Genomic DNA, 13,397 nt, shown 5'->3' with positions numbered 1-13,397 from the left:
GGCTATGGATCAAGCAACTATTCAGCAGAAATATTTCAGACAAGGCCGATTGGTGACCATTCCCAAAAAAGAACAAGCCAAATGGCAATTATTTCATTATTTTCAGCAGCAACTAGCCGAGCAAGGCCAACAGTTTACGGAAAAAGAAATCAATGATTTTTTCAAGACCTATTACGATGACACGGCTATTTTGCGGCGATACTTGGTTGATTATGGTTTTTTAGAGCGTGATTTGTATGGAAAAATCTATACGATAGGAGAGAGAAATGGTTATTTGGATGAGAGATAAGGAAACGATACTCCAGTAGAAGAGATTTCGTGTGTCTCTATCCACTAGTGGTACTTGTCGAAGGTTTCTCATGCAACTATCTTTTGAAAATTGCAATATGGAGGTCGTGATTGACTATGAAAAACGTGAAATTGTTACCTTAAAAGACCTCGTGCCTTACTGATGGGGTGCAGAACGTTATCAAGCAGATGAAGCAGCAGATAGCAAATAGGACATCTCCCTGTCTCTGTTCAAATAAGCAAAAAACTTGGGAATTTCCCAAGTTTTTCTTGTATTATAGTAAAAATAATTCAATTTTAATCTGCTCTGTATCACCGTATTTGGCAAGGAGTTGTTCTGCGATGTCATCATAGAGGGTGTGAATGACGGCGATTTTTTCTGGGAATTGCTTACCGATGTAGTCAAACTTGCATTCAATGGTCAGAAATAACTCGTGAAAGAGCTCATTGATGTGCTCTAACTGGGCAATCAAGTTCTCATCGTCTTTTAGAAAATCAGGAATTTCTGTGCGGTGATCAGCAAAATCATCGATTTTCTTAACAGGAAAGCAGCCGTATTCAAGGCAAAATTCGTACATAGTCAGTCCTCGGTTCTTAAAAAGTAAATCATTGACTTAACTATACCATGTTTGGTATTAGAACCCAACTAATCTGTTTCAGTTTTATGTAAGATGAGTTATGATGTTTCACCATTTTTTATGGGAAAGAGTTTTTTATTTGTAGACGAAGTAAAGGCTTTCTGTGTTTTATCTGTTTATTTATTTAAAGAACAGCTTCGAAAAATATGTTTATTTTTAAAAGTTTTGATTCTGGTTTTTCGAGTTATGTTTTATCTGTTTTTTTGAGTTATTCAAGATAATATCCGAACAAACTATTTATAAAAAGATAAAAAATCAAGCTTTTCACAAAACAAATATAAATATGTTTCGATTTGTCTATCTCTCTTATTTTCTATATAATGGGGACAGAAACAGGGAATAGTAGTCATATTTTTGACCTATCTTTAGAAAATAGAAAGGCATACAAACGATGAAAAAACAACTATATGCTGCAGCAGCGACTGCTGCAATCATCTCAACCCTACCGCAAGCCCTCCAAGCAGAGGAAGTAAAGGCAATTGAACCAGTTGCGAAAATGGAGATGGAAATGCAGCAAGCAGAATCCAACGTCCCAGCAGAAGAGGGAATGGTGAGGACTTCTTTTGCGAATCAGGCAGAGGAAGTAATGCCAAATGAAGCAACTCCGAAAACGGAGGTGGAAATGCAGCAAGTAGATCCTAACTTTCAAGCAAGACTGGCTAACCTTCAACCAAAAGTGATGGAGTTAATGACTCTTGCTGTGAGAAATGATCGGAAGGCCTACTACCAACAGCGTGTTGGTACTCTAAGTCAATTCACTAATGAAGCCCAGTTCAAGGCAGCAATAGGCAAGACATTGGAAGAGTTCAAGACTGAGGTAGACGGCGATTATGCGGAAGTGAAAAGCAACTACATTACAGCTGCAAAGAGTGTTCTAAATCCTGAGAGAGCTGAACAAATTAGGGTATTAGCAAGTGATCCAGCAACAAGCCTTACGACGCTTCAAAACTTGTCTAAACAATTATATGCCGAGTATGCAGCCGAGCTACAAGCCGATAAAGAAAAGACAGCATTGGGAGCTTATAAGAAAAAAGCAATTGGAGAAATTGCTAAAATGAAAGAGTTACCAAATAGTATAAGAAGCGGTTATTTTACTAGGATTAATGAAGCAACTACTACAGAAGTAGTTGATAAGATTAAGCAAGAGGCTACGCAAGATATAAGTAATCGTCAAAAGGTTCAAGCTGAAAAGAAACAAGCTGAAGGAACTATAAAAGGGATGGACTATCTCTATCCTGATGAACGGTCAGACTATTTAGCACGTGTAGAAACAGCTAATACAGAAACTGAAATTGATAGCTTGCTGGTAGAAGCTGAGAGTACCGCTGCAGCGAACAGGGTTATTTTTGAGAAACGCAAGAGTATTCAAGAGCAGGTAAACAAGCTGCCATATTTGACAAAGGAACACCGTAGTGATATTAGTAATGAAATAGAAGAAGAGCGTGCAGAGAGTGGATTAGATCGTATTTACAGCCAAGCACGTAAACAGAATCTAGAAGATGCCAAAGCTCCTCATAAGGAAACCATAAAGAAAATCAAAGAATTGATAAAGGCTGTGGATCGGTTGCCACGATTGACAGATGCGTCTATTTTTGAAGGACAGATGAAAATATGGGAGGAAATCTCTCCAAATGCTGTTGCTTTTATCAGAACATTCGAGAAGACATTGGACGAAGAGATGGCAGCGAAGAATCCTCATCAAGCAGATAACGTTATTAGAAATATAAAAGAATTAGCAGCCTCTGCTGAGATTGAAAAAATTGCTCGTGAATTGGAACAAAAACGGCAGAAGTTTCCAGATGATGAACGCTTGAAAGAGATTCTAAAAGATATGTTTTTCTATCCCTATGGAACAGTTTCAGATTTTCCACTCTATGTTAAGAGGGATATCTATCCAAAGCAAGAACAGTTTAATAAACGTTACGATAATCTGACGAACGACCAAGGTTTTGTTCCGAAATTTGAATTGAAACCTATTCAACAAAAACCAACGGATACAGTTAAACCAAAAGAAACACCTAAAAAAGATTTGCCCCAGTCAGATGCTAAGACCAAGGAGAATTCTTCTATTCCACCAAAACAGGAAATTCCAGATAAATCTAAAGTAGTTCCACAACAAGAGAAACCACAATCGGATTCAAAACCGAAAGTTGATTTTCCTATTCCACCAAAACAGGAAATTCCAGAACAATCTAAAGTTGTACCTCAACAAGAGAAGCCGCAGTCAGATTTAAAACCGAAAGTTGATTCTTCTATTCCACCAAAACAGGAAATTCCAGAACAATCTAAAGTTGTACCTCAACAAGAGAAACCACAATCGGATTCAAAACCGAAAGTTGATTCTCCTATTCCACCAAAACAGGAAATTCCAGAACAATCTAAAGTTGCACCCCAACAAGAGAAACCACAATCAGATTCAAAACCGAAAGTTGATTCTTCTATTCCACCAAAACAGGAAATTCCAGAACAGTCTAAAGTTGCACCCCAACAGGAGAAACCACAATCGGATTCAAAACCGAAAGTTGATTCTCCTATTCCACCAAAACAGGAAATTCCAGAACAATCTAAAGTTGCACCTCAACAAGAGAAGCCGCAGTCAGATTCAAAACCGAAAGTTGATTCTCCTATTTCACCAAAACAAGAAATTCCAGAACAATCTAAAGTTGCACCCCAACAAGAGAAACCACAAAGCGATTCCCAAAACCAAGATAATCCATCTCGTCAATCTAGGTCAGAAGATACTGCTAAACCAAAAGTAACTCCTGAAAAAGATATGTCAAAAGAAGGTTCTTCAAGAAAAGGGAAGTTTGAAACAGGTGCTCCTGCATTTTCGACAAAGCCAATCTTAGAGTTGGGCGGTACAAGAAAGCCTAGCAAACCAAGAGAGAAGGAAGTTCAATCAAATACTTCAACAAAACCAATGTTGAATCTCGAACAACCTAATCCGTCAGGAACAGTAGATCAACTGTCAGAAAAGCAGAAAGCAGCTTCAGATAGGGAATTCCAAAAACCAGTGGAGTTGAAACAAACACAATCAACTGTTAAACCTACCCTACCAAAAACCAATGAAGTTCCTACTCTGGCTTCTTTGATAGGAGTAGCCTTAGCAGGCTTTGTAGGAATCTTTACTCGAAAACGCAAAAACTAAACACTTCTATCCCCCCTAAAAAAGAAGAGGCAGAACATGATTTTTGCCCCTTCTTTTTATTGCACTAGACTACTCCAAAAGAGGAAGTAGTTGACAGGGAGTAGTAAATAGTATACTATTTCATTGAATAGTTGAGGAGCGATGCAGATGAATGCGAAAATGACAGACTACAAAAATAGCTTATACAAGGAATTATCTCGATTGACTAAGGGATTAGGGAGTGAAAAACGGCTTGAGATTTTAAATCTCTTGACCCAAGGCCCCAAGCCAGTAGAGGGAATTGCCCTTGCTACAGGCCTGTCGGTGGCCAATACTTCCCGTCACCTTCAAGTCCTAAAAGAGAGTAATCTAGTTGTTACCAGCCGCCAAGGGAATTTTATTCGTTACAGTCTTGCTTCGGCAAAAGTAGCACAACTCATTTTATTACTATTTGATGTCGGTGAGGAGCAGCTAGCCGAAGTGCGGGCCATTGAAGCAGAGTATGACAGAGAGATTGGTGTGAGCCAAATTAGCCTGCAAGAAGCTGTCGAGCTGTCTGAGCAGCCAGATGTGCTCTTATTGGACCTGCGACCTGTAGAAGAGTTTGAGGCAGGACATCTTCCTCATGCAGTCAATCTTCCAATGGCTGACTTTCATCAGAAAAAAACGCAGCTGCCAAAAGATCGAACGATTATTGTGTATTGTCGCGGTCGCCAGTGTGGCTATGCAAATGTGGCTGCACAAGATCTGCAATCCTTAGGCTATCCTACTTTTAGCCTTAATCGCAGTTTCGCCGATTGGAAGTGGGGCAAACGTGAAGAATTTTAAAACAGTACATAGTCAGTTTGATGGATTCATCAAATTGATTTTTTGTCTATTCATATTTTAAGCAAAATACTTGATTTCTATTTTTGATTTGTTAAAATGTATCTATTCAATAGAATTGTTGAATAGATGTCGATGACGATTCGGTCAGCTATTATTTTGGAAGGGCTATTCAATAAAAATATTGAATAGAGTTTGAAAAATGAACAAACGATGTTGATAGATGTGAACGAGAAGAACAGTCACTAAATAAAAAGAATGGAGAAAATACGATGATAAAACAATTAACAACCGAAACCTTTGCAAAAGAAATTGAATCAGGTGTTACCTTGGTAGATTTTGGTGCGACCTGGTGCCCTCCTTGCCAAATGATGGAGCCTATCGTTGAAGAGTTGGCTCAGGAATTTGAAGGAAGAGCGAGTGTGACCAAGGTGGATGTGGATCAATCCCCAGAATTAGCCCAACTCTTCAATGTGCGTTCCATTCCCACCCTTGTGCTTTTCAAAGATGGGAAGCCGGTTGATGCTACGCTTGGTGTCCAACCAAAGAAGGTATTGGCAGAGAAGATTTCAAGTCAATTATAGGAGAAACAAATGTACGATGCGATTATTATTGGTTCAGGACCTGCGGGCTATACGGCGGGGATCTATCTTAGCCGAGCAGGTCTTAAAAATCGATTGATTACGGGCTATTCAGAAGGTGGTCAGCTCACAACGACTACTCTGGTTGAGAATTATCCAGGATTTGAAAAGGGAATTGACGGGAATGAACTGGTCAAAAATATGCGTCAGCAAGCAGCCTCTTTTGGAACAGAGATGACCTTTGGTTTCGTTGAAAAAATCGAAGGAGAAAGCTCTCCTTTTACAGTGCACCTTGATTCTGGCGAAATGCTGGAAACCAAGGCTGTTATTATTGCGACTGGCTCAATTGCGAATTACCTAGGAATTGAAGGGGAAGCAGAAGCAATCGGTAAAGGTGTTAGTGCCTGTGCAACGTGTGATGCCTTCTTTTACAAGGAACGTGAAATTATTGTCGTTGGTGGTGGAGACGTTGCCATGGAAGAAGCTATCTATTTGACTCGCTTTGCTTCTAAAGTTACAGTTGTCCACCGTAGAGATGAGTTACGTGCGTCTGATATCATGGTACAGCGAGCTAAAAGTCATAAGGAGATTAACTGGGTCTTGAATGCAACTCCAGTTAAGGTTCATTCAGACATGATGGGAATGACGGGGCTAGATATTCGGGATAATGCGACTGGTGAGGTTAGACACCTCAAGGCAGATGGGCTTTTTGTAGCAATTGGTCATCATCCAAATACGGAATTTCTGGGAGGAAAACTAGAATTGGATGCCAAAGGCTATATTCAGACGCAGCCAGGGACTTCTAAGACTTCTGTGCCAGGGATTTTTGCTGCTGGTGATGTTCAAGATTCTAAGTACCAGCAAGCCGTTACTGCAGCAGCCAGTGGTGCAGTCGCAGCCTTGGATACCTTAGAATTTATTGAAAATAAATGATAAAGACCATCACGTCTAGCCTAGAACTGGACGAACTCTTACAGGAAATGGGGCACCTAGCCCTCCTTGTGTCTCCCAATCAGTGCAGTATTGCATCAGTAGAGCAAGGAGTGCTTCTTGCTTTAGCCAAGGAGAAGGGCTTGCCACTGTATCAGGCGGATTTGTTTCAAGTGCCAAGGTTGATGTCTCTGTATGCCCTCAATCCCTCTATGACGAGCCTATTAATCTTTGAAAAAGGCCACTTAGTGACAAAGAAGGAGTATGGATATGGCACGACAAGCCCCGCTACAAACGACAAACCATCTCGTTTAGGGATATAGGAGATGGTTGGAGTGAGGTAGAACTCAATCTGTCAAAAATTGAACTTATGTCGGCTTTGTTTGAGAAAATTTGCTTACAAAGGCATCGTGATAAATAGAAAGGAAACCTTATGGAAATTAGTTATTGGTCAGATATTGCTTGTCCCTTTTGCTATATTGGTGCAAGCCGTATGAAACGTGCGATGGAAGCAGTTGGCTTGGATCCTCATGATTTGAAAATGAAGGCTTACCAACTCAATCCTCATGCCCCTTTGGCAACAGATGAAACCATGTTGACGCAGTTTGCGGCTAGTCATGGTATGACTAAGGAGCAGGCAAGGATGCAGTTTCAGCACATGGCAGAAATGGGAGCTGAAGAAGGCCTCAAGCTAGATGTTGCAGGAGCCATCCCGACAAATACCTTTTCAGCACACCGTCTCATCAAATGGGCAGAAAGTCGTTTGGATAAAAAGACGCATCATCGCCTTATCACGAAACTTTATCAACTCTATTTTGAAGAGCATGCCTCGATTGCTGATACAGCGGTTTTACTGGAAGCGGCAAAGGGAGTGGGCTTACCGCAAGAAGAAGTGACAGCTTTACTTGAAGGAACGGACTTTAGCACTGCTGTCAAGCAAGATATCCTAGAAGCTCAAGAAGCTAGAGTGCAAGGAGCGCCCTTCTTTGTGCTGAATAATAAATATGGTATTTCAGGTGCACAATCGTATGAATACATGCTTGCAGCCCTTAAACAAGTTCAAGCAGAAGAAGGAAACAATAAAAAATGAAAGAATTGAAAATAGACTTTTTGGGTTCTGAGAGTGAAAATGGCGCTTCGCTCGTCTGTGGAGTTGATGGCTGCATGATAGATACAGGTTTACAGCAGGAAAATGCAGATAATTTCAATGAAAGAAAGGACTAAAGGATGGAGTTATCAGCCTTAAATTTGGTGCCGTTGCGGTCGGGCCAGAATTTTCACGAAGCGATAGAGGATATGGTTGAGCTGGCTCAACAATTAGAAGGTTTTGGCTATAAGCGGTATTGGATTGCCGAACATCACAATAGCAAAACCATCGCTAGTAGTGCAACGCAACTGTTAATCCAGCATACGCTGTCGCAGACGAACACTATCAGAGTAGGTTCAGGTGGTGTCATGCTTCCTAATCACAGCCCTTATCTGATTGCGGAGCAATATGGAACGCTTGAAACCCTGTATCCAAAGCGAATCGATTTGGGTTTGGGACGAGCGCCGGGGACAGATATGCAAACAGCACAAGCGTTACGGCGTTCGGATAATCTTAATCCAGATTTTGAAACGGATTTGGCAGAATTGGAGTCCTATTTTAAAGATAGCTCATCTGTCCATGCCTACCCGGCTGCAGGGTTGGATGTACCATTTTATATCTTAGGTTCAAGTACGGATTCTGCTCATTTGGCTGCTAAACTGGGACGCCCCTATGTTTTTGCGGCGCATTTTGCACCAGCAGCTATGGAAGAGGCGATTCGGATTTACAGGCAGGAATTTACACCTTCTTCCTACTTGGATAAACCGTACCTTATCCTAGCTTTAAATGCCATTCTTGCTGAAACAGATGAGGAGGCAAAGGTTTTAGCGACCAGCCAGACTCAGACCTTCTTGAGTATCGTGACCAATGCCCAGAAAGGATTACAGCCTCCTAAGGCGAGCGAGGACGACGTTTGGCGGCATTATGTCGCTGCGGAAAAAGTTCCTCACTTTGGGCCGGTAGCTTTTACAAAGGATTCCCTCATCCGAAGAGAAAAAGCGATTGTGCAACAAATGTCGGCTGTCACCTTGGTTGGAAGTCCAGATACCGTAGCTCGTCAAATTGCCCAATTACACAGTCGTGTGCAGATGGATGAAATCATGGCCAATAGTTTCATTTATGACCAAACAGCCCAAGCGAAGTCGTATGAGTTGTTAGCTAAGGTCATTCAGAAAGAGAATAGCGAGGGATAATCAGTGGATAAAAAACGAATTGAAGCCTTCTCAGACGCTATTTTGGCTATTATTGTCACGATTATGGCGTTAGAATTGCAATTACCACAAGAATTAACACTCTCTGGCTTTGTGGGTATTCTCCCTATGGTCTTCGTCTACATCGCCAGTTTCTTGCAGATTATGACCGTTTGGCTATACTATCACGAGCTCTTTCAATTGCTGGATCAGATGACTTTTCGTGTTTTTGTCGCAAATAGTGTCTGGCTCTTAACGGCCAGCTTGGTGCCCCTAGCAACGAGAGCTGTTGGTCAATACTCTGGTAGTTTTTCTGCCCTCTTATTTTATATCCTTATCTTAGGATTGTGGGATGTCGCCTGGGTCATCATGACCACCGTCTTGTTGAAATCAACTTCCAGACAACTTTCCTTGGACGATAAACGAATTCCCTACCGCTGGGCGAAGCTCTATGCGATTCAGTTACTAGTTATTTTGCTTGTGGGTTATTTGCTTCCTCCTCTGATTCCCTTTGGTCCCTTACTTATGATTGTCAATGTCATCTACGGATTTTTGAGTGATCGGAAATAATGTTAAAGGCAACGAACATGTTTCTGTCGGCATATTAGACAGACTTCTTTTGAGGTCTGTTCAGCTTGAAGAAAAAGTCTTTTTATTGCCACCATCCTTATGTGCTTTCGGACATCAGCGACTTCCTTCGGAGTAAAATAATCCAGTGGATTATTTTAGCCCGAGCCTAGAAACAAAGGAGCGAGGATAATCGATTTCAACGAAATCACGACTTCTGTCTCACTCCCACTTTTAGCACGGCGGTGGTGGCGGTATTGTGCTCGCTACGCTCGTAAATTTTCTAACCTTAAAACTACAGAAAATGAAATATCATTGTAATGTTTTCTGAATTGTGAGGTTTATCTACATTCTGGACAGACTTCTTTTGAGGTCTGTTTTTTGTTGAGGAAAATAAAAAAATGTGATATTTCTGGATTTTCTAAAAATTTGTCGGAATGGGTCTGAAAAAAGGATAGGAGGGGGTAGAAGAAAAGAAAACGTAGAGAAAAAATAGGTGACCGATAGAGAAAGAAGATAGGTGTTTGTTATACTGAGACTAGGATAGAAAATGGAGATAGGGAAGTTAGACTGGGCTAATTTTAAGTAGGGGTAATCCCGCCCTCCGTTTATTTCTTTTACCATTTTCTCATCATACATTATAAGAATTAAACCCATTGTGAATTTTTGAGTCAGAAAGGAGAAGAGATGAATTCCTTTACCCGTGCGAGATTGTATCTTAAGCGTCATCCGGTTAAAACCGCTATTTTAACCGTGTTTCTTTTATTTATTAGTATTGCCCTAAGCCTACTGATTAGCCTAAATTCATCATTAAATCAAGATAGCAAGCGTTTATCAGATAGTCAACTACACCAATCTCTTGTGACAAGATTGAGGGATATTCCAGCCGCACAAGTGAATCCTGCAAGCCGAACCTATTTTGAAGAAGTTGTGTCTGAAAATCATCTGATAGCTTATCATTTGATTTCAGAAGAAGTGACAATTGGAGAGACTGAATCTGAACAAACAAGGGTTTATAGTTTAGTCAATCAAGACTTCTTTGAAAAAAGCCAATTATTCAATAAGGAATTGGTATTGGAAGCAGGAACTTTTTTAAATGAAAACAGTGGTAGTGAGGCTCTCATTAGTCGTAATCTTGCTAATCGCTATCATCTTGCTGTAGGAGATACTATTTCAATCACATCAACAACAGGTCAAAAGCTAGCCTTACGGATTGAGGGCATATTTAAGACCAAACATTCTCCCTTTGCGAATAGGGAAAGCGATACACTTGAACATACTATTTTAACGACAAGAAAGACTCTTACGCAATTGAATCCTCAGTATAGCTACCATACCAGTATTTATCATGCTAAAAATGAAGCAAATATGACACAGGCTAGAGCTTGCCTGCAGGCAGGAACAGAACTAAAAGACTATCAATTAACACAAAATACCAGTATTCAACTGTTCTTAAAAACCTTGAATAGCCAGCAAGGTCTTCTCAAATGGATTCTATGGGGAACCATTGTACTTAGTCACCTCGTTCTTCTCTTTTTCCTTCATTTATGGATGAAGGGTCGGCAATTGGAGATTGGGGTTTTACAATCGCTAGGTAAAAGTCGGATGGAAATCCTACTCCAGTATGTGCTTGAAGTACTGATTCTGGCAAGTATTACTTTGATGATTGGTCTAACGGTGACAAACCTGTTGCTTCCTCCATTAAGGGAAGTCTTGCTAAACGATATGCTGAAAACAAGTTACGAGAATGCCGATAATGGCGAATGGTTACCAGCTGTTTTCTTGGCAAACCATCACTATGTAAAAGAACTACTTTCTCATCCTATCCGTCTTGCGCCTCTTGATATACTCTTGATTGTTGGTAGTGTGTTAGGCTTGTCTGTGGGAGCAGTACTTGTTTCTTGTTTGTCACTACTTCGGTATTCACCGAAAAAAATATTTACAATGATGTCATAAGCTACATGAAGATACAAAGGAGAAATCATGTCATTTATTACGAGAGCGTTGTATTATTTACGACGAAAAACAGTCAGAAATCTGGTTACCTTTTTCCTCTTTGCCACAGTTGCTAGCTCCTTAGTGGCAGTCATGGCCCTATCCAAATCTATGTCGGGAAAGGTGATTGAAAAAAATAATATTGCCCAGACAGTTACATTATCTGCCAGCAACATTTTTGTTGGAGATGGGTATGGATCAGGAGAATTATCCGAAAAAGCGCTGCAAGAAATTGGTCATCATCCAGATGTGGAGAGCTTTGTTTCATCCGTTTCATCCTTTGCTAGTTTAGAAAATGCAAAACCTGTCCCTATTGGAACGAGCGAAGGGGATTATCGTCCTGGAAATCTTGAAACAGTGGTCAATGTTGAAGGGATTTCGACCAGTGAGAAGGATAATCGGTTTACAACCGGCATGCTCAGTCTTGTCAGTGGTCGACATATCACAGCAGGAGACAAGCACAAGGTGATTGTCCACGAAGATTTTGCCAAGCATAACCAGTTAAAAGTGGGAGATCAGTTGACACTTGGTCGTGACCCGATTCGCTATATTGGGACAGATAAGACACCAATTCAAGCAGAAATCATTGGAATTTTCAAAGGAAAAACCTTCAATAGACCTAACTATAGTGATGAATTAGTTTCTAATACTCTCTTATCCGATACGACATTAGCCAGTGAATTATTTGGTTTTGAAACAGGAAAAACCCTCTATAGTGAAGCAACCTATACCTTGAAAAAATCGGCAGACACCAAGGCATTTATTGCCAATATTAAGCAGACAGTTGATACGGTTAACTGGCAAAATTATCAATTAACCGAGCAAAATCCTGCTCTAAAATCCTATAATCGGAGTATTGTTCTCTTGCAAAAGACGGTCAAACGGCTCTTGATTGGGACAATTATCACAAGCGCTATCGTACTCATCTTGCTCTTGATTTTTAATAGTCAAAGTCGTTTACGTGAATCGGGTGTACTCCTAGCGCTTGGTCGTTCAAAATGGGATATTATGGCTCAGCATATCCTTGAAAATATTCTCTTAGCCCTTCCGGCTTTTGCGGTTGCTAGTCTCTTAGGACAAATGCTGGGACAATCGTTTGCCAACCAGACGGTGGACTCTGTTGCCAAAACAGTACGCGCTGATATATTGAAACAGCTAGGAGGCTATAGTCTTGGTGCAGATAGCCAGACGGACTTGATTATGCAAACCGTCAAGCATTTCCAAGTACAATTCACACCAAGAGAATTGTCTCAGATGTTGGTCGTATGTGCTGGTTTGATTGTAGTCGGTATTCTCATTGCAAGCATACCGCTGATGTCTTATAAGCCAAAAGATATTTTAACGAAGATTTCATAAGGAGAAGAGTATGTTAGCGATTAAAGATTTATCCTATACCTATGCAAGTATTAGTCAGCAATCCGTCTTTCAAAACTTGAATTACCAATTTGAAGAAGGGACTTTTTATTCCATTGTCGGCCATTCAGGAACTGGAAAGACCACCTTATTATCGCTGTTAGCAGGACTAGACAAGCCAACCTCAGGTCAGGTATTGCTAGATGGGCAAGATGTCCGAGAAATTGGTTATCAAGCCTATCGCAGAAACCATGTATCCTTGGTTTTTCAAAATTACAACTTGCTAGACTATCTTACTCCTTTGGAAAATATTCGCTTAGTGAATAAAAAAGCTGCTCCACAGGTCTTGCTCAATTTGGGCTTGTCCCAAGAGCAGATTCATCGGAATATCCTACAATTATCAGGTGGGCAGCAGCAACGGGTAGCTATTGCCCGTTCCCTCGTTTCTGGTGCTAACGTCATGCTACTAGATGAACCGACTGGTAATTTGGATGAAGACATTGCAATCGATATTGTAGATCATCTAAAAACCATTGCCCATGAGGAGAAGAAATGTGTCATTATGGTGACCCATAGCAAGGTCTTGGCCAGTATGGCAGATGTGCAGTTGACTTTACGCAATGGCCAGTTTCGCTGATAGAAATAAAAAAAGAAAAAATCTGGCTGAATGGTGGGAAACGATTCAGCCAGTACTCTTATGCAAGAAATAGGAAAATAGGTTATCTGTACTTTGTCTGTTTTTTGATTCACGAACAGAAACTTCCTTGAAACTAGTGTATAATAAAGAAGGAACTTTTTTCACAAAAAGCTATTAGA

General features: G+C 40.6%; 13 protein-coding genes and 1 pseudogene. 13 read left to right on the top strand and 1 reads right to left on the bottom strand.

Annotated elements, in window-relative coordinates; translation table 11 throughout:
* Positions 1-4: 4 nt before the first annotated feature.
* Positions 5-289: a DUF2087 domain-containing protein gene (locus J5M87_RS06810; RefSeq protein ID WP_067089152.1), complete on the top strand. Its 285-nt coding sequence runs from the start codon at positions 5-7 to the stop codon at positions 287-289.
* Between the two features lie 274 nt (positions 290-563).
* On the opposite strand, the gene J5M87_RS06805 is transcribed toward J5M87_RS06810, so the two are convergent.
* Entirely contained in the window at positions 564-866 is a 303-nt protein-coding gene (locus J5M87_RS06805; protein WP_154608435.1) for a hypothetical protein, read from the bottom strand.
* A 451-nt stretch (positions 867-1,317) separates the two neighbouring features.
* Between J5M87_RS06805 and J5M87_RS06800 the strand changes: the two genes are divergently transcribed.
* The 12 genes and pseudogenes from J5M87_RS06800 to J5M87_RS06745 all read left to right on the top strand — a co-directional run bounded on the left by J5M87_RS06800 (position 1,318) and on the right by J5M87_RS06745 (position 13,218).
* The gene (locus J5M87_RS06800) at positions 1,318-4,074 is read left to right on the top strand and encodes a GAG-binding domain-containing protein (RefSeq protein ID WP_154608543.1); all 2,757 of its coding nucleotides are present in this window, start codon (positions 1,318-1,320) and stop codon (positions 4,072-4,074) included.
* Between the two features lie 147 nt (positions 4,075-4,221).
* A complete protein-coding gene (locus J5M87_RS06795) occupies positions 4,222-4,881 on the top strand; it encodes an ArsR/SmtB family transcription factor (protein WP_154608434.1) in 660 nt (219 codons plus the stop codon).
* Between the two features lie 263 nt (positions 4,882-5,144).
* Positions 5,145-5,462, top strand: a pseudogene (gene trxA / locus J5M87_RS06790) (thioredoxin); the annotation flags it as partial.
* Positions 5,463-5,471: 9 nt separating this feature from the next.
* Positions 5,472-6,392, top strand: a complete 921-nt coding sequence (trxB, locus tag J5M87_RS06785; protein ID WP_154608432.1) for a thioredoxin-disulfide reductase — start codon at positions 5,472-5,474, stop codon at positions 6,390-6,392.
* Positions 6,389-6,712, top strand: coding sequence for a hypothetical protein (locus tag J5M87_RS06780; RefSeq protein WP_154608431.1), 324 nt, complete (start codon positions 6,389-6,391; stop codon positions 6,710-6,712). Before trxB ends, J5M87_RS06780 begins: the two co-directional genes overlap by 4 nt.
* A gap of 110 nt (positions 6,713-6,822) precedes the next feature.
* Positions 6,823-7,479 carry a DsbA family oxidoreductase gene (locus J5M87_RS06775; protein ID WP_154608430.1) on the top strand — a complete coding sequence of 219 codons (657 nt, stop codon included), beginning with the start codon at positions 6,823-6,825 and terminating at the stop codon, positions 7,477-7,479.
* The gene (locus J5M87_RS06770) at positions 7,476-7,613 is read left to right on the top strand and encodes a hypothetical protein (protein ID WP_154608429.1); all 138 of its coding nucleotides are present in this window, start codon (positions 7,476-7,478) and stop codon (positions 7,611-7,613) included. The genes J5M87_RS06775 and J5M87_RS06770 overlap by 4 nt, the downstream gene beginning before the upstream one ends.
* A gap of 3 nt (positions 7,614-7,616) precedes the next feature.
* Positions 7,617-8,669, top strand: coding sequence for an LLM class flavin-dependent oxidoreductase (locus J5M87_RS06765; protein WP_154608428.1), 1,053 nt, complete (start codon positions 7,617-7,619; stop codon positions 8,667-8,669).
* 3 nt (positions 8,670-8,672) lie between these two features.
* Entirely contained in the window at positions 8,673-9,236 is a 564-nt protein-coding gene (locus J5M87_RS06760; protein ID WP_160463256.1) for a TMEM175 family protein, read from the top strand.
* A gap of 684 nt (positions 9,237-9,920) precedes the next feature.
* Positions 9,921-11,189, top strand: coding sequence for an ABC transporter permease (locus J5M87_RS06755; RefSeq protein WP_154608427.1), 1,269 nt, complete (start codon positions 9,921-9,923; stop codon positions 11,187-11,189).
* A gap of 27 nt (positions 11,190-11,216) precedes the next feature.
* Complete coding sequence (locus J5M87_RS06750; protein ID WP_154608426.1) at positions 11,217-12,584, top strand: ABC transporter permease; 1,368 nt, start codon at positions 11,217-11,219, stop codon at positions 12,582-12,584.
* A 10-nt stretch (positions 12,585-12,594) separates the two neighbouring features.
* Positions 12,595-13,218 carry an ABC transporter ATP-binding protein gene (locus J5M87_RS06745; protein ID WP_154608425.1) on the top strand — a complete coding sequence of 208 codons (624 nt, stop codon included), beginning with the start codon at positions 12,595-12,597 and terminating at the stop codon, positions 13,216-13,218.
* Positions 13,219-13,397: the final 179 nt, after the last annotated feature.

This window comes from Streptococcus sp. zg-86, assembly GCF_017639855.1.
GTDB lineage: Bacteria > Bacillota > Bacilli > Lactobacillales > Streptococcaceae > Streptococcus > Streptococcus zhangguiae.
This window is presented reverse-complemented; position numbering and strand designations above follow the sequence as displayed.